Raw genomic sequence first — 18,680 nt, 5'->3', positions numbered from 1 at the left:
CACGTACCTCAACAGGTGATGTTTTTGTGAAGCAGATAAAAGGGCCTCTATGATCAACGTTCAGTCGTCATCCATTACCACCCCTCTCTCGCACTCAAACGTGACAAGTTTGCCCGTTAAGCTTGTGCACTCAATAGCACCGCACGTCATCGAGCTGTTCAAAACCCTGAACGATCGCCGAACCCGGACCTCAGACGCGCCGCGTGACACGCAACCGTCACAAACACAGCCGCTTATCGAACAGCTGCTCAGGTTCGCAGTCTCCCCGACACAGCCGAGCCTCGCCGAGCAGATCAGCCAACTGGTTGAGAACGCGCCCGAACCGTTGACCGACCCCGCCCTGCGCAACGAGGTGGAGCAACGTCTGAACCAGCCAAGTGCGCTCAACCCACAAAGAACCTACGCCCAGCTTATCCAGACCCTGCTCGAAAGCCCCCCGCACGGCGCATCCAACGTGAACAGGCTCGTGTCGCGTTCACGACGGGATTTGCGGAACCTTGAATCGGCCCCAGCCTCACGAGCCGCGGCAATCCGCGCGTTTGCCGACGCCCTGGTTGATCGGGGTGACCGGCAACTGGCTATCAATGTCGCCAACAGCCTGATCCGCCAGCGCCTCGACAGCGAGAATCGGCGTTCAAACACTGAGTCCGACAAGGTCGACGTGCCCGCCGACTCCACCTTCGGCCAAGCCTGGGGCGAGCTGGCTGACGCGTTGAATGCAGAGCCGTTCAAATCGTTTGCCGAAGCCCGAAAAATCGACATCTCCCAACTGATCATCCACCCCAGTGGAACCCTGAGTGAACTGCGCAACAACCGGGTTATCAACTTCCATCTGCACAACGACGCCGACTGGGCAGCCGCTTCGGGAGCGGTACTGGCAGCCGTCAAGAAACTGAGTGGTGAGCGTGCAGACCCGATTGTGTTCTACGGCCGCACACAGGCATCGGCGTATAACATCGCCAGCTTCTATGGTTTACAGCTGGGTAGTATCAGTGGCAACGACACGCTGTTCAGCATTGGGCAACTTTTGCGGGACGGCACATTCACGGCCTTGAGCAGTACCGACGAACTCTTTGCGGCACGCTACGCGCCCATCAGACACCAACAGAGGGAAGCTGGCCGACACATCGCCCAGGCGCCGATGCAACAGTTGAACGAGCGCCTGGCCGAGTTCGCACATGCGCCTGCAGCGCAGAAGGTCCAAGAGGCCGATCAGACACTCGCACGGCTGTGCAGTCAGGGGCTCATGAAACTGGTGCCGGGAACCGGCGCGAACGAATTTCCCGTGATGATCAAAGACGTTCCTGAATACTCGACATTCAATCAGATGCGCAAACAATTGCTGGCGGTATTGACTGGCGATGCCTTTACAGCCTTCGCGCGGGAAAAGAGCCTTGATCCAGCCAGTGTTCGGATCAACCCGGTCAGCGGTGACCTGACCGGTAAAGTCAATAACGTCGACACCACCTTTACCGCCAATGGTCTGTCCGGTTGGTTCGAGGTCTGGTCTCAGATAAAGGGCGCGGTTCAACAGTGGGCCGGTGGATCGCAGGCGGACGTGACATACCCCTCATCGACGGCCGCATCGCTGTACGATGTGATGCATTTTTACAACGAAAGCATTCCATCCCAGCAAGACCCCCGCCAGCACGACTGGCGACAACACCAGCTCATCGCCTTGCTGACCCGAAGCACCCAGATGACCCGAAACAACGGTTTCCAGGCGCTGCTCGCAGAGACCGGAAGCGACACCCAGGGTGTCAAGGCGCGTCAGCAGTCGGTCGTGCGACAACTCACCGACGCGCCCTTATCGCCCTCTCCCCTTGAGGCCCTCGCCGCGGCGGTCGAGGCCAGGCCGAACATCGCCGTAAGCCCCGTCGACACACACGTCGAAACCCTGGAAAACGCGGACAGCGCACTGGCCGTCACTGTGCACCAAGCCCTGCTCGAACTCAAAGCCGACCCAGGCAAGGCCACATCGAAAATGATTGAGTCGATACCGGCCAACAGCCTGTTCGGTCACTGGCAGGCTTATTTGGGCAAAGCACTAAAGGCACGCGGCTTTACCGAGTGGGCGCGCAAACACAACGTCGAGTTGACGTCGCTGCGTTTCGACCCCAGCGACAAGGCGCTGATCGGCACAGTCAATGGCGTTGACCAGCGCTTTTCCGCCCAGGACTTTGCGCAAAAGTACCCAGAACATTTCGACGTACTCGCCCCCGTACTGAATGCCGCCGAGGTGTTCAGCGCCCATGGCAAGACCATCAAGTTGGTTCAACCGAACAACAGCGCTCCGCTCGAGTGGTTGAGCAATTTTTATGGCATCAGTAACGACCCCACCAGCATGGCATTCGCTCGGCAGACGGAGTCGATGGGGCGGACTCAACAGTTCCCCAAGCCGCCGGAACACCCGGAGCGCCTGCTCAATTGGCTGAACACTCAACGCACAGCACTGGGCAACAGTAACGACCGATATGCGCTGATCGGCCAGTTGGAAAGCGGCATTATCAATCGCGACGAAACGCAGAACTCGATGCGCTTCATGGTCGATCCGGATTCATCCCATCACCCCAAGGGCGTCAAGACCGCCAGGGCATTTCTGACTGAAAAAGGCTGGAAGGTCCCGCAATGGAAAGCCGAGACCGACAACCTGTTATTGGCGTTGCGCACACCCTTACCGCAATCGCCGCCTCTGGGCAATCTCTGGGGCTTTTTGTCCACGGATATCTCGCTCAGCACCGAACAGCGCAGCGCAGTAGTACAGCACGTCAAGCAGGGCATTGGCGCCGAGCAAAGCCTGCTCAACTACCTCAGCAAAGCGGTGCCCGACCTCAGTACCGAGCCTGGGCAGGCATTGGAACAATTACTGTCCACCAACACGGCATTAGCGTTTGCGACCACACTGCAGACGGCGATGAAAGGCGCGCCCACCACCACCAGCCTCAAGCAATGGCTATTGACCGCCCTGGTGCTGGAGATCGACCCAGCGGCCAGCACACGGCGCAATGAGGTGGCGGGCTTCGACTTTACGCGCAGCGAAAACTGGGGGATGAACAACGAGCAAATAGTTGAGCAATTCAACCAGCACTTGGCGGGCGTGGAAAACTCCGAGGCCAATCTCACCTCGATTGCCGGGCATGTGCTGATGGCCGGCATGGCGCCGCAGTTTCGGGTCAAGAACATTCCGTCCTCTCTTACCGTGGGTTCACCCCAGTGGGTCGCCTTTGTAACAGCGGTAAACCGCATCGAACAATTGGCCCCCGGTGCAACGGTAGGCGCCGACTACGCGAAAATCATGGCTTCCCACAGGATCAAACCAATATCAAGGCCTGAAGCACTTCGGCTGGTCACCGCTCAAATGGCTCCGGTCCTGGATTGGGCTGCCGCCAACAACGTCATCAGCCCAAGCGCCAATCATGTCTACACCCAAGCGCAACTGGAGCAAGCCTTCGCGCGTTTGAGCACCCAAACCAGCCAGGTCAGTGAGGCAACGCGCTTTTTACGCGATGTTCCGCCGCCTCAACGGCGGAAAATGACGGTTGAGCTCCTCAAGAAAGCCTTCCCGCACATGCCTTCTGAAGTCAAAGGCCTCTGGAGAGAGGACGGCACGCTCTACGGCACCGTAGCATCACCCGCTGAAGCCTATGAAGCCGGGCAACTGGGCGACACCTACAAGCCCGCAAACCTGATTGATAAATGGATGACCTCGGCGAACAAGCCGGCCTGGGAAGCCAGGGACCCGAACATTCCTATCGAGGCATTGCATGACCGCGCCGCCGAACTGCCCAATGTCAATGAGGCGTTTGACGCGGCTATCGAAAAAGACTACCCGGTGCGCCGTGGTCACTCGATCGTCATGATCAAGCATCTGCTATCCAAGCTGCCGCAGGAGGACCGTAGAAGCCTGGCATTCGGCCGTCTGGAGTATTTCAGCGTTCGAGAAGCCGACGCCGGACCCTGGCATAATGCGAACCCCAAACAAAATAAAAAGGGCAAAAAAGGCAGCCACGGCCTGATTATTCGCTCCACCGACAGCGCCGGCAACGTGCGTGATTACGGGGTCTACCCTGATGCGGGGATAGTAAAAAGAATCAATGGGCTGCCAACGGACATTCCCCTGGGCGGCACCAACAAGGCATTTGGCAAGATCTACGACGGGAAAGACGAGGGGCCGCACACGCTGCCCCTGGACTTTGCTGCGTTCAGCTCATCCGCACCGCCGCGCGACGGGGTCAGCACCAAGGTTATCGTTGAATCCATCACACCAAAGACGCAGATCGATGGGGAACTGGTCAGCCAAAGCAGGGCAACGTTTGGCGCACCCGACCAGAGCGTAGCGCCTGGCTATTTCGATGCCGAACTCGAAGACGTTGCCACTGTCTGCATCGACTCTCACTTTCTGAAGAAAGACGAGTTCAAGGCCATCAATACCGGGTTCAACCACCTGGAAAAAGAAGACCCTGGCCTGGCTGAACGGCTCAATGCTCTGGCCTGCATGATCCCCGGCGTCAGCAGTATTGAGGACGTGATTCGAGGCGATTATGACGCTGCCACCAAGGACCTTCTGATCGATGCACTGAGCATTATCATTCCTGAAGGGCTTGCACGATTCGGCTCGATAGCCGCGAGGGCATTTGAAGATGCCGCCTCTGAGATAGGCAGAGGGTTAGTGCAGGTCGCAGAGTCGGGTGAGCGGCAGGCGATAAGGGACATGACCGTTGCCAGCACCTCCAGATCTTTCGGCGCGACCCATCGTATGCAAGGTGGGCAACTGGCCGAACAGAGCGCGGGTAAATTTGCTCAGCCGGCCGATATGGCGGAGGGCATTCTGCGCTCCGGAGCCAATGAGCCGGTCAAACTCAGTGCGGTACGCCAGGACGGTAGCTGGTATGCCTATGATGCCGTCAGCCAGACTTCTTACGGCCCTGCCTTGGAAGGGTTTACCAACGATGCAACCATTGCGTTACGTCATGAGAAACTACCAGACGGTACAACGGTCGCACTCCCTGAAAAGAACTATCCAAAAGACGCCTATATCATAAGTCGGTCCAATGGCTACGATCTGGTTGAGGGTGACAGGGTATACAGAGGCACAGCCAGAAACCCGAATGAGCTGAATGACCTGCGATCAGCCAATTATTATGAACCACTGGATAATTTCGAAGCTTATTGCCCTGCTCCGTCGACGCCAAGCAGAGTCAAACGAGGACTGAATGATCTTTGTTTTATAAAAACAATTACCCCCGGCCTTCGCGGTTCCCGGCAGATATTTCAAGCCCTTGAACATCAGCGTCTTTTTCCGGCACCTATCAAATATAATGGAACCCGCACCGTACTCTATGAAGGGCGTCTTTACACTGTCGTCGAAGACAAGCTGACACCGTATCCGTTCAAATCACCGGCACAATACAAACAAAAAATCACCGGTCAAATAGTAAACGACGCGTACTTCGGTTTCCCTGAAAAAAACATCCATCCTGGGTTGGCGACCGATAGCCGCGTTGTCCAGCTTGATGCCATTTCCGATATCAGCAACGACAAACGGGTATTAAGAGGCATGGTAGTACCGTTTCAAAACGATAAATATCTTGTCGTGGAGGCGGACACCGGTAAATTTTATTATCGCGACCTGTCCCGCGACACTGACCTCTTCACCAAAATCGAGTACGACAAAGGCCCAATGAACGCACTTATTAGCGGGCACGAGCGCATCAAAACCAAATACATCCCAAGCAACCCAGCAGCGCCAAATGATTTTGTTGTGCTTCCACCTATAGACTCTATTTATGTGTCGCTCAGAGCAGAAGGGCATTCTATCGAAACCATAAAAAAATTAAAAAATGGCGTTGCTTCAATGACTCCGGAGAAACAGCGCGAATTTGTATTTAATATATGGAACAAAGGCAAAACCAGAAATCTTGAAATAGCACTACAAACCACAAAAATACCAACCCTGAATTTACCTAACAATTTCAAGACATTGACTATCGAAGAAAGAAACAGTTTTTTTGCACGTTCCGCAAAAAACGAAGTGGATAAACAAATAGCTGCTACCGGCGTTGGCCCAGCGAATCTTCGGGCGACTACGAACCCGGCTGATATAGCAAGACGTGATGCGTCAGAACCGGTCACCGCATGGCTTTACGATAAATGGGGTCCCATGTCACCAAACCAATTCACCCAATACATGGAGACAGTCCTGAAAACCGGCGCTGGCAACTGTGATCAGATGGCATATGCTTCCGCTAAAATCATTGAAGAAAATGGAGGTAAGGCGCGGGTAATGGGAATGCCCGATAAACATTCTTTTACCGTTGTCGGCGAGACTTTCCCCAGTATGAAAACCGTTGACTTCTCTGAACCAGAATATAAAAATCTGTGGATTTCAGATCCTTGGGCTGAGATATCCTGTCCCGCACCGGAATATATAAAACGCTTCAAAGATAAAATGCTTGAATGGAAGGCTCGAGGCAAAATGATTCGAGGCAACAACGGTGTTTGGATTCACCCTGACGACTCTGCCTGGCTGAATGGCACCCTTAACTCCGTAAAAACATTTTCCTGAGCTCGTCGATCCGATTCCATTACCAGTAGCTTTCACGGTCGAGCCAACCAGTGGTCGGCCGTGCCTGGGCATCAGTGCAACCGGAGCTCGAGGCACCAGGGTAATTCGTACGTAGATCCTCGCTACGCTCAATTTCCGATTGCTACCACCTTAAGGAACGAACCACAGACGCGCACTCTTACAAAGTGCAAAAAAGTATCAGTCCCAGTGCGCCCAAGGATTTGTCACCGCCGCTTTTGAAGGCTGTAATCAACGCACACTCTTCCTGACTCCTTGTAGGAAGACACAACAACAATAACCGTCCTTCTGTAGCCCTCTGGGCGCGGAAATGGAGTGCGCGATGAAGTTCACAGCAAAAGCATTGCTTGCCTGCACCTGCATGACTCTCAGCGCCGTCAGCCTTGGCGCGCAAACCCTGACCATAGCCACCGTCAACAACAGCGACATGATCCGTATGCAAAAGCTCTCGAAAACCTTCGAGGCCGAGCACCCGGAGATCAAGCTCAACTGGGTAGTGCTCGAAGAGAACGTGCTGCGCCAACGCCTGACCACCGACATCGCCACCCAGGGCGGGCAGTTCGACGTGTTGACCATCGGCATGTACGAAGCCGCACTCTGGGGCGCCAAGGGGTGGTTGGAGCCAATGAAGGACTTGCCGGCCTCCTACGACCTCGATGACGTGTTCCCTTCGGTGCGTGACGGTTTGTCGGTCAAGGGCTCGTTGTACGCCCTGCCGTTCTACGCCGAAAGCTCCATCACTTATTACCGCACCGACCTGTTCAAGGATGCTGGGCTGACCATGCCCGAGCACCCGACCTGGACCCAGATCGGCGAATTCGCTACCAAGCTCACCGACAAATCCAAGGAGCAATACGGCCTGTGCCTGCGCGGCAAAGCCGGTTGGGGTGAGAACATGGCGCTGATCACCACCCTGGCCAACGGCTTCGGCGCGCGCTGGTTCGATGAGAAGTGGCAGCCGGAATTCAACGGCCCCGAGTGGAAGAACGCGCTGAACTTCTACGTCGACAACATGAAGAAATCCGGCCCGCCGGGTGCTTCCAGCAACGGCTTCAACGAGAACCTGGCACTGTTCAACAGCGGCAAGTGCGCGATCTGGGTGGATGCCAGCGTGGCGGGCTCGTTTGTTACCGACAAGAGCCAGAGCAAGGTCGCCGAGCATGTCGGCTTCACTTTTGCGCCTCACGAGAAGACCGACAAGGGCACGTCATGGCTGTATTCCTGGAGCCTGGCGATCCCGACCAGTTCCAAGGCCAAGGACGCCGCCAAGGTGTTCACCAGTTGGGCCACCTCCAAGGAATACGGCCAGCTCGTGGCCAAGACCGATGGCATCGCCAATGTGCCGCCAGGTACGCGCCAATCCACCTACAGCGATGAATACATGAAGGCCGCGCCGTTCGCCAAGGTGACGCTGGAATCGCTGAAAGTGGCCGACCCGACCAAGCCGACCGAGAAGCCGGTGCCGTATATCGGTATCCAGTTGGTGACCATTCCTGAATTCCAGGCGATTGGTACTCAGGTGGGCAAGTTCTTCTCGGGCGCGTTGACCGGTCAGCAGAGCGTCGATGCTGCGTTGACCGCCGCGCAGACCACCACCGAGCGGGAAATGAAGCGGGCTGGTTACCCCAAGTAACCCAGCTTCACCCGCGCAAATGTAGGAGCAGGGCTTTTGTGGGAGCTGGCTTGCCTGCGATGCAAACAACTCGGTCTATCAGTAGTACCGAGGCGATACCATCGCAGGCAAGCCAGCTCCCACAGTGACCGCGCTCCGACGCAGGTTCTGTAGGCATCTGACTGGTTCTGATCACCATGAATACACCTCCAAAAAACCGCCTGGCCAACCCCGGCTGGTTTCTCGTCAGCCCCTCGGTGGCCTTGTTGCTGCTGTGGATGATCGTGCCGCTGGGCATGACCCTGTACTTTTCGCTGATCCGCTACAACCTGCTCTACCCCGGCGAAAACCAGTTCGTGGGGCTGGAAAATTTCAGCTACTTCATCACCGATTCGGGGTTCCTGCCCGGCGCTACCAATACTCTGTTGCTGGTGGGCAGCGTGTTGCTGATCAGCGTGGTGTTCGGCGTGTTGATCAGTGCGCTGCTGGAGGCCAGTGAGTTTCTGGGACGCGGCATCGTACGGGTGATGCTGATTTCGCCGTTCTTCATCATGCCCACCGTCGGTGCATTGATCTGGAAGAACCTGATTTTCCACCCGGTGTCCGGGATCCTCGCTGCCGTGTGGAAGTTCTTCGGCGCCGAACCGGTGGACTGGCTGGCGCATTACCCGCTGCTGTCGATCATCATCATTGTGTCGTGGCAATGGCTGCCCTTCGCGATCCTGCTGCTGATGACCGCCATGCAGTCCCTGGACCAGGAACAAAAGGAGGCCGCACGCCTGGACGGTGCCGGCGCCATTGCGATCTTCTGGCACCTGACCTTGCCCCACCTGGCCCGCCCGATTGCCGTGGTGGTGATGATCGAAACCATCTTCCTGCTCTCGGTATTCGCCGAAATCTTTACCACCACCAACGGTGGCCCCGGCTACGCGTCCACCAACCTCGCCTACCTGATCTACAACCAGGCGCTGGTGCAGTTCGACGTGGGCATGGCCTCGGCCGGCGGCTTGATTGCCGTGGTCATCGCCAATATCGCGGCGATCATCCTGGTGCGGATGATCGGCAAAAACCTGACTGACAAGCCTTGAGGGCCGCGCCATGACGCTTCAACAATCCCGCCGCCTGCAAAGCCTGTTGCTCGGCACGTTGGCCTGGGCCATCGCGATCCTGATTTTCTTCCCGATCTTCTGGATGGTGCTGACCAGTTTCAAGACCGAAATCGACGCGTTCGCCACGCCGCCGCAGTTCATCTTCACGCCGACGCTGGAGAACTACCTGCACATCAACGAGCGCAGCAACTACTTTGCCTACGCCTGGAACTCGGTGGTGATTTCGTTCAGCGCCACCGCCCTGTGCCTGCTGATTTCGGTACCGGCCGCCTACTCCATGGCGTTCTACGAAACCCAGCGCACCAAGGGCACGCTGCTGTGGATGCTGTCGACCAAGATGCTGCCGCCGGTGGGCGTGCTGATGCCGATCTACCTGCTGGCCAAGAGCTTTGGCCTGTTGGATACGCGCATTGCGCTGATCATCATCTACACCCTGATCAACCTGCCGATTGTGGTGTGGATGGTGTACACCTACTTCAAGGACATCCCCAAGGACATCCTCGAAGCCGCCCGCCTGGACGGCGCCACCCTGTGGCAGGAAATGGTGCGCGTGCTGCTGCCAATCGCCAAGGGTGGCCTGGCGTCCACGGTACTGCTGTCGTTGATCCTGTGCTGGAACGAGGCGTTCTGGTCGCTGAACCTGACCTCCTCCAGCGCCGCGCCGTTGACCGCCTTGATCGCCTCCTACTCCAGCCCCGAAGGCTTGTTCTGGGCCAAGCTGTCCGCCGTCTCGACCCTGGCCTGCGCGCCGATCCTGATCTTTGGCTGGATCAGCCAGAAGCAACTGGTGCGTGGCCTTTCCTTCGGCGCCGTCAAATAATAATTCCCAGCGGAGGGCCCATCATGGCCAACCTGACCATCAAGAATCTGCAAAAAGGCTTCGAAGGTTTTTCCATCATCAAGGGCATCGACCTGGAAGTGAACGACAAGGAATTCGTGGTGTTCGTCGGCCCGTCGGGCTGTGGCAAGTCCACCTTGCTGCGCCTGATCGCCGGACTGGAAGAGGTCAGCGACGGCACCATCGAACTCGATGGCCGCGACATCACCGAAGTCACCCCGGCCAAGCGCGACCTGGCCATGGTGTTCCAGACCTACGCGCTGTACCCGCACATGAGCGTGCGCAAGAACATGTCGTTTGCACTCGACCTGGCGGGTGTCGACAAGAAGCTGGTCGAGAGCAAAGTCAGCGAAGCGGCGCGCATCCTTGAACTGGGGCCTTTGCTGGAGCGCAAGCCCAAGCAGCTCTCGGGTGGCCAGCGCCAACGCGTGGCGATTGGCCGAGCGATTGTGCGTAACCCGAAAATCTTCCTGTTCGACGAACCGCTGTCCAACCTCGACGCCGCCCTGCGCGTGCAGATGCGCCTGGAGCTGGCGCGCCTGCATAAAGAACTGCAAGCGACCATGATCTACGTGACCCACGACCAGGTCGAAGCCATGACCCTGGCCGACAAGGTGGTGGTGCTCAACAGTGGGCGCATCGAACAGGTCGGCTCGCCGCTGGAGCTGTACCACCAGCCAGCCAACCTGTTTGTGGCCGGTTTTCTCGGCACGCCGAAGATGGGCTTCCTCAAGGGCCAGGTCACCCGCGTCGACAGCCAAGGCTGTGAGGTGCAACTGGACGCCGGCACCCTGATCAGCCTGCCGTTGAGCGGCGCCACCCTGAGCGTGGGCAGCGCGGTAACCCTGGGCATTCGCCCGGAACATCTGGAAATCGCCGCGCCAGGGCAAACCACCCTGACCGTGACCGCTGACGTCGGCGAGCGCCTGGGCAGCGACACCTTCTGCCACGTCATCACCCGCAACGGCGAACCGCTGACCATGCGTATCCGTGGCGACATGGCCAGCCAATACGGCGAAACGCTGCAGTTGCACCTGGACCCGGCGCACTGCCATCTGTTCGACACCGATGGCGTAGCCGTGGCCCGTCCACTGCGCGCTGCCGCCTGATTCCGTGAGTATTTCCAGATGAAATTGAATAAAGCCAACCTCACCCAACTGGCACCCGAAGTGCAGTTGCCGGCCTACGCGCTTGCCGACACCCGCCAGGGCATCGCGCACATCGGCGTCGGCGGTTTCCACCGTGCGCACCAGGCGTTCTACACCGATGCCCTGATGAACACCGGCGAGGGCCTGGGCTGGGGCATCTGCGGCGTCGGCCTGCGCAGTGAAGACCGCAAGGCCCGCGATGACCTGGCCGGCCAGGATTATTTGTTCACCCTGTATGAACTGGGCGACACCGACGACGCGCAAGTGCGCGTGATCGGCTCGATCAGCGACATGCTGCTGGCCGAAGACGGCGCCCAGGCGCTGATCGATAAGCTCGCCAGCCCACAGATCCGCATCGTCTCGCTGACCATCACCGAAGGCGGCTACTGCATCGACGACAGCAACGGCGAGTTCATGGCCCACCTGCCGCAGATCCAGCATGACCTGGCGCACCCGAGAGTGCCGAAAACCGTGTTCGGTTTTATCTGCGCCGCGCTGACCCAGCGTCGCGCCGCTGGCACCCCGGCCTTTACGGTGATGTCCTGCGATAATTTGCCTCACAACGGCGCCGTCACCCGCAAGGCCTTGCTGGCCTTCGCCGCCCTGCACGACGCGGGCCTGCATGACTGGATCAAGGCCAACGTGAGCTTCCCGAACGCCATGGTTGACCGCATCACGCCCATGACCAGCACCGCCCACCGCCTGCAACTGCATGACCAGCACGGGATCGACGATGCCTGGCCGGTGGTGTGCGAGCCGTTTGTGCAGTGGGTGCTGGAAGACAAATTCGTCAACGGCCGCCCGGCCTGGGAAAAGGTCGGCGTACAGTTCACCGATGACGTCACGCCTTATGAAGAAATGAAGATCGGCCTGCTCAACGGCAGCCACCTGGCCCTCACGTACCTGGGGTTCCTCAAGGGCTACCGGTTCGTTCACGAGACCATGAACGACCCCCTGTTCGTGGCCTATATGCGCGCCTACATGGACCTGGACGTCACGCCGAACCTGGCGCCGGTACCTGGTATCGACCTGACCGAATACAAACAGACCCTGGTGGAGCGCTTTTCCAACCAGGCGATTGCCGACCAGTTGGAGCGCGTATGCTCCGATGGTTCATCGAAGTTTCCCAAGTTCACCGTGCCGACCATCAACCGCCTGATTGCCGACGGCCGCGACACGGACCGTGCCGCCCTGGTGGTGGCGGCCTGGGCGCTGTATTTGAAAGGCGTGGATGAAAACGGCGCGCGCTACAGCATCCCGGACCCACGGGCAGCGTTCTGCCAGGAGCTGGTGAGCGATGACGCGCTGATCAGCCAGCGGTTGCTGGGGGTGGAAGAGATTTTTGGCACTGCTATTCCCAAGTCGGCGGCGTTTGTGGCAGCGTTCCAGCGTTGCTATGAAAGCCTGCGCGACAAAGGCGTCACCGCCACACTGCAAAACCTCCTGAACAAACCGGATTAAACATGTGGGAGCTGGCTTGCCTGCGATAGCGGTGGTCCAGTCAACCCTGCGGTGACTGCCAGACCGCTATCGCAGGCAAGCCAGCTCCCACATTGACCGTATTTTCAACCCAATAATAATGCTGAGCACTCCATCATGACCCAGCAAAACCTCTACCTCGGCATCGACTGCGGCACCCAGGGCACCAAGGCCATCGTCCTCGATGCGTCCAGCGGCAAGGTGCTGGGCCTGGGCGCCGCGGCGCACACCTTGATCAGCGGCGCCAATGGCCGTCGTGAACAACACACCCAGGAATGGCTGGACGCCTTCACCGCTGCCACCCATCGCGCCCTGCAACAGGCCGGCGTGGATGGCCAGGACATCCTCGGCATCGGCGTATCCGGCCAGCAACACGGCCTGGTGTTGCTGGATGATCAAGGCCAAGTGCTGCGCCCGGCCAAGCTGTGGTGCGACACCGAAACCACGCCGGAGAACGACCGGCTGCTGCAACATCTGGGCGGCGAACGCGGCTCTCTGGAGCGCCTGGGCGTGACCATCGCACCAGGCTACACGGTGTCCAAGCTGCTCTGGACCCGCGAGCAGCACCCGGACGTCTTCGCGCGCATTGCCCATATCCTGCTGCCCCACGACTACCTCAACTACTGGCTCACCGGCCGCGCCTGCGCCGAGTATGGCGATGCGTCGGGTACCGGTTACTTCAACGTGCGCCGCCGCGAATGGGATGTGGCGTTGCTCCAGCACATCGACCCCAGTGGCCGCCTGCAAGCCGCTTTGCCGACACTGATCGAGGCCGACCAAGCGGTGGGCACGATCCTGCCGGCCATTGCCGAGCGCCTGGGCATCAACCCCAACGCGGTGGTGTCCAGTGGTGGCGGCGACAATATGATGGGCGCCATTGGCACCGGCAATATCGCCCCCGGCGTGATCACCATGAGCCTGGGCTCATCGGGCACCGTGTATGCATTTGCCGACCAGCCAAACGTCAGTCCCCAGGCCTCGGTGGCGACCTTCTGCTCCTCCAGCGGCGGCTGGCTGCCGCTGATCTGCACCATGAACCTGACTAACGCCACCGGGGTGATTCGCGAGCTGTTCGACCTGGACCTCGACACCTTCAACGCCCTGGTCGAACAGGCACCCATCGGCGCCGATGGCGTGAGCATGCTGCCGTTTCTCAACGGCGAACGCGTACCCGCCCTGCCCCACGCCACCGGCAGCCTGCAGGGCCTGACCATGACCAACCTGACCCGTGCCAACCTGTGCCGCGCGGTGGTCGAAGGCACCACCTTCGGCCTGCGTTATGGCCTGGACCTGCTGCGCCAGACCGGCCTGCAAAGCCAAAGCATCCGCCTGATCGGCGGCGGCTCGAAAAGCCCGCTGTGGCGGCAGATGGTCGCCGATATCATGCACACCGAAGTGGTGTGTACCGAACAGAGCGAGGCGGCCGCCCTGGGCGCAGCGATCCAGGCGGCGTGGTGCCAGAGCGGCGAACCGCTGGCCCGCCTGTGCGAAAAATGCGTGAGCATTGACCCGGCCAGCCGCACCTTACCCGTGGCTGCCAATGTCAGCGCTTATCAACAGGCGTATGAGCGCTATCAACAGCACGTGGCAACCCTTTAAGAGCGAGCAACTATGTATCTGGTGTGTGGTGAAGCGCTGTTTGATTTCTTCAGCGAGGAGGATGCCAGCGGGCAGGCCGCCAAGCTCAACTACAAGGCGATTGCCGGTGGCTCTCCGTTCAACGTGGCGGTGGGTTTGCGCCGCCTGGGGATCGAGTCGGGGCTCTTCGCTGGCCTGTCCACCGATTATCTTGGACGGCGCTTGCAGCAGGTCCTGAATGACGAAGGTATCAGCGAACGCTTTCTGGTGGCGTTCGACGCGCCGACCACCCTGGCCATGGTGGCCGTGGGCGCCAATGGCTCACCGCAGTACAGCTTTCGCGGCGAAGGCTGCGCCGACCGGCAATTGCAACTGACGCACCTGCCGCCCCTGGGCGATGAAATTCGCGGGCTGCATGTGGGCTCGTTTTCGCTGGTGGTACAACCCATTGGTGACACGCTGCTCAGCCTGGTCAAGCGTGAAAGCGGCAAGCGTCTGATCAGCCTCGACCCCAACGTGCGCCTTAACCCGCAGCCCGATATCCACCTGTGGCGCGCCCGTGTCGCAGAGCTGGTGCAACACGCCGACCTGATCAAGGTCAGCGACGAAGACCTGCACCTGCTCTACCCCGACCAGACACCGGAAAGCGTGCTGCAAGGTTGGCTGCAACACCGCTGCCAACTGGTGTTCCTCACCCGTGGTGGCGACGGTGCGTCGGTGTTCAGCCGCCAGCATGGCAACTGGTCGCAACCTGCGGTCAAGGTGGTGATGGCCGATACGGTGGGCGCTGGTGACACCTTCCAGGCGGCGCTGATTGCGTGGCTGACGGAACAGCAGTTGGATTCGGTTGAAGGGCTGCAACGACTGAGCCGCGAGCAGATCGACGCCATGCTGGGCTTCGCGATCCGGGCTGCCGCACTGACCTGCGGCAAGACCGGCCCAGACCTGCCCTATCGTCAACAACTGGCTTGAGCTGAGCGGGCAAAAACCCAAAGCGCCATCACGCAGGCCACGTATTCCGTGGCCTGCGCGCCATGCATAAAAAATTGCGCTACTGGAAAACTGTGCTAAACCCAAAAACAGGAGCAGTTATTACAACAAACTCAGGACACACCCATGCAAAAGCCCAGTGGTTTCTCGACCCGGGCCGTTTTAGCTGTCGGCCTCATTTCATTGCAGTACATGATCCCTCAACCCTCCCCCGCCGCCTGCGTTCTCACCCCGGGTATCGGTAACGATACCTATACGTGCGACAGCGGCAGCAGCCCCGGCCTTACCGACCTTTCCGGGGATAACCGCCTCACCCTCCCTGCGGGCGGTACCGGCACCATCAACGGTAATGTCACCTTTGGCCCTGGCGTGGATACCGTGCGCATCGAATCCGGCCAGATCACCGGCGCGGTGCAACAAGGGGCCGGCATCGATGACTTCGTCATGCTGGGTGGGCAAATACAAGCGCTGTTCCAGGGCGATGGGCTCGACACCTTCAGGATGGAGGGAGGCACCATCGTCGATGCCTTTGAGGACGGCGATGTGGCCTACCAGACCGGAGGCACCATCGGCAGAGTCAATATGAAGCTGGACAAGAACCTCTATGACATGTCCGGAGGCACCATCCTGGGCAACCTGGTCACCGGTTTTGATACCGATACCATCATCATTTCCGCAGGCAGCATCGGCGGCAATATCAGCACCAGCGGTGGTGACGACAGCATTACCGTGAGTGGCGGCGTGATCAGTGGTGAGATCCGTGCCAGCGTCGGCAATGACACTTTCCGGTGGCTTGACGGTGGGCAGATCAAGTCCTCGGTACTGATGGGCGATGGTGACGACACCGCCCTGCTGCGCGGCTTGAATGAAAGCCTGCTGGCCACCACACCCTCCGTCGATGGTGGCCTGGGCAACGATCAATTGACCTTCGACGCGACAACATCCAGCAACGCCGCCCGCTATATCGGCTTGGAGACCGTCAACCTCACCAACAACTCGCGCCTGGACCTGGCCGGGAATTTTTTCCTCGGTGACAGTGGCAGCAATACCGGCACGTTCAACATCGACGGCAGCAGTACCCTGGCCGTGACCCAAGGCAGCATCCGCCCCTACACCGCCGGGCAACTGGCGACGCTCAACAACACCGGCACTGTCGACATGACCGCTGACAACAGCGCTACCAGCGTGTTGACGGTGCATGGCAACTACGTGGGCAACAACGGCCAGTTGCATCTGCAAACCGTACTCGGCGACGAAAACTCTGCCACCGACAAGCTGGTAGTGTCCGACGGCAACATCAGCGGTCACACCCAACTGAGTGTCAGCAACCTCGGCGGTATCGGCGGGCTGACTCAGAACAACGGCATCGAAGTGGTCCAGGCACTCAACGGCGCCATCAGCAGCAACGATGCGTTTGCCTTGAAGGGCTCGGTCTCCGCCGGGGCGTATGAATACCTGCTGTTCAAGGGCGGCACCCTTGCCAATACGAAAGACAGCTGGTTCCTTCGTTCCTCAGTGGTGGCCGTGCAACCGCCGGCGGCCCCACCCGTACCACCGACACCGGCCGTGGTGGTGCCGGTGCCGCCGATCCCCGCCACTCCCCCTATAGTGGACTCGGATGAACCTTCCGTGGAACCGCCCACTGCGCAACCGCAACCCCCAATAGAGCCTGCCGCGCCACCGCCCAGCCAAGTCGCTGCAGCCACGTCGCCGCAATCGGCGGCGAGTAACCCTGTGCTTCCCACCGCCGTGGCGGGTGCCGCGCCGATTCCGCTGTATCGCCTGGAAGTTCCGGTCTACTCCGTAGACATCCCCGCAGCGCAACTGATGACGTTGCAGGCGCTGGGTACCTTCCATGAACGCCAGGGCGAGCAAAGCCTGCTGACCGAGACCGGTGCAGTGCCGGCAGGTTGGGGCCGTGCCTATGGCAGTGATTTCAACAAAAGCTGGTCGGGCACCGTGGCGCCGAGTTTTGACGGCACGGTCAAGGGCTATCAGGTTGGCCATGACCTTTACGCCGCCGAAACCAGCGGCGGGCAGACGCAACGCCTTGGCCTCTTTATCGGCCAGAGCCGCCTGCGCGGCGACGTGAAGGGCTTTGCAATGGGCTGGCAGAACCATCGCTCCGGGCGGGTCAAACTCGACGGCGACAACTTCGGCGCCTACTGGACACTCACCGATCCGACCGGCTGGTACGTCGACCTGGTGGCCATGGGTACCCGCCTGGATGGCGACAACAAGTCCGACCGAGGGGTGAAGATGGATACCAAGGGCCACGCCCTGGCGTTCTCCGCCGAGGCCGGCTACCCGTTCAGGCTGTCCGAGCATTGGGAGATGGAACCTCAGGCCCAGGTCATCGGCCAGAAGATCGATCTGGATAACCAGCACGACGGCATTTCCAAGGTCTCTTTCGACTCCCAGGAGTATTGGACCGGCCGCATCGGCGCACGGCTCAAGGGTCGCTATCTGGTCAGCAACACGCCCGTGGAGCCGTACCTACGGGCGAATGTCTGGCACACCTTCGGCGGTAGCGACACAGTGACGTTCGACGGGGTGGACCGGATCAAGAGCGATCACAAGTCCTCCACGGCTGATATGGGCATCGGTGTTGTGGCTCAATTGTCATCCACGGTCAGTGTTTATATGGAGGGTAACTATGGCACCCAACTGGACGACAACAACTTTGAGGGTGTCAGTGGCAATTTCGGCGTAAGAGCGCGCTGGTAAACAGGAAGGATGTCAACATTGGGCCTGGCAACTACCAGGCCCATGGGGTCAACTTGCACTCAAGCATCCGCTAGTGATAACCGCGAGCGCCGGCTCGTTGCAGTACCGGTACGTGGCTTTGCTTGAGGTCTTCACGCAACCCGGTGATCAGGTTGCAAATCGCTCGGCTGCTGTCGAGCTTGTCAGGGTGGATACCTTTGACTTCCAAATCCACCCGATCCCGGTCGCGATCGTCGTAGACCCTGATCGTCAACGAGGCATCTTCGGCTTTGGTGCATTCGCACCGTTTAGGCAGGAAACTTCCTTCAATAATGCTGCGAAGCTCTAGTTCTGAAAGCATGGCTAACCTCTCCTTTTTTGAGACTGCCAACAGTTATATGTATCCGACAGGCACTTGCCTGCCACGTCTTGCCAACCCTGGAAGACGCTTTCAATCAGTAAGCCTACTCGGCAAAAACCGTGGTGGTTGTAACCTTTCCTCATAAGCAAACCGCTTGCTCATATTAAAGAAAACGCCCTGTTTGGCATCATCGCCGAACTACATCGATTAAACGTTTAACCCGCAGCGTGGGGACCGGCGTTTAGGTGGAGATCCTTTTTCGGCAACCTATCGCAA

10 protein-coding genes are annotated in these 18,680 nt (G+C 59.1%); 9 read left to right on the top strand and 1 reads right to left on the bottom strand.

The window, feature by feature from the left end:
- Positions 1 to 49: 49 nt before the first annotated feature.
- The 9 genes from AC07S6_RS08120 (at position 50) to AC07S6_RS08080 (ending at position 18,064) form a co-directional block, all read left to right on the top strand.
- The gene (locus AC07S6_RS08120; protein WP_495112047.1) at positions 50 to 6,565 is read left to right on the top strand and encodes a hypothetical protein; all 6,516 of its coding nucleotides are present in this window, start codon (positions 50 to 52) and stop codon (positions 6,563 to 6,565) included.
- A gap of 340 nt (positions 6,566 to 6,905) precedes the next feature.
- Positions 6,906 to 8,216 (top strand): ABC transporter substrate-binding protein, encoded by a 1,311-nt coding sequence (locus tag AC07S6_RS08115; RefSeq protein ID WP_495112046.1) that lies wholly within the window; start codon positions 6,906 to 6,908, stop codon positions 8,214 to 8,216.
- Positions 8,217 to 8,392: 176 nt separating this feature from the next.
- Positions 8,393 to 9,283, top strand: coding sequence for a carbohydrate ABC transporter permease (locus AC07S6_RS08110; protein WP_034127650.1), 891 nt, complete (start codon positions 8,393 to 8,395; stop codon positions 9,281 to 9,283).
- Positions 9,284 to 9,293: 10 nt separating this feature from the next.
- Positions 9,294 to 10,124 (top strand): carbohydrate ABC transporter permease, encoded by an 831-nt coding sequence (locus tag AC07S6_RS08105; protein ID WP_005788583.1) that lies wholly within the window; start codon positions 9,294 to 9,296, stop codon positions 10,122 to 10,124.
- A 23-nt stretch (positions 10,125 to 10,147) separates the two neighbouring features.
- A complete protein-coding gene (locus tag AC07S6_RS08100; protein ID WP_060764645.1) occupies positions 10,148 to 11,251 on the top strand; it encodes an ABC transporter ATP-binding protein in 1,104 nt (367 codons plus the stop codon).
- Positions 11,252 to 11,269: 18 nt separating this feature from the next.
- A complete protein-coding gene (locus AC07S6_RS08095; RefSeq protein WP_495112045.1) occupies positions 11,270 to 12,751 on the top strand; it encodes a mannitol dehydrogenase family protein in 1,482 nt (493 codons plus the stop codon).
- A 135-nt stretch (positions 12,752 to 12,886) separates the two neighbouring features.
- Positions 12,887 to 14,368, top strand: coding sequence for a xylulokinase (xylB, locus tag AC07S6_RS08090; RefSeq protein ID WP_495112044.1), 1,482 nt, complete (start codon positions 12,887 to 12,889; stop codon positions 14,366 to 14,368).
- A gap of 12 nt (positions 14,369 to 14,380) precedes the next feature.
- Entirely contained in the window at positions 14,381 to 15,319 is a 939-nt protein-coding gene (locus AC07S6_RS08085) for a carbohydrate kinase family protein (RefSeq protein ID WP_495112043.1), read from the top strand.
- Positions 15,320 to 15,463: 144 nt separating this feature from the next.
- Complete coding sequence (locus AC07S6_RS08080; RefSeq protein ID WP_495112042.1) at positions 15,464 to 18,064, top strand: autotransporter family protein; 2,601 nt, start codon at positions 15,464 to 15,466, stop codon at positions 18,062 to 18,064.
- Positions 18,065 to 18,134: 70 nt separating this feature from the next.
- Here the strand turns inward: AC07S6_RS08080 and AC07S6_RS08075 are convergent, their stop codons facing one another.
- On the bottom strand, positions 18,135 to 18,404 hold the full coding sequence (locus AC07S6_RS08075; RefSeq protein WP_495112041.1) for a DUF1652 domain-containing protein: 270 nt from the start codon (positions 18,402 to 18,404) through the stop codon (positions 18,135 to 18,137).
- Positions 18,405 to 18,680 lie beyond the last annotated feature (276 nt).

The organism is Pseudomonas sp. GW821-FHT07B01 (assembly GCF_059419065.1).
Note: the sequence above shows the minus strand (reverse complement) of the source record. Positions and strands in the feature narration are given on the sequence as shown.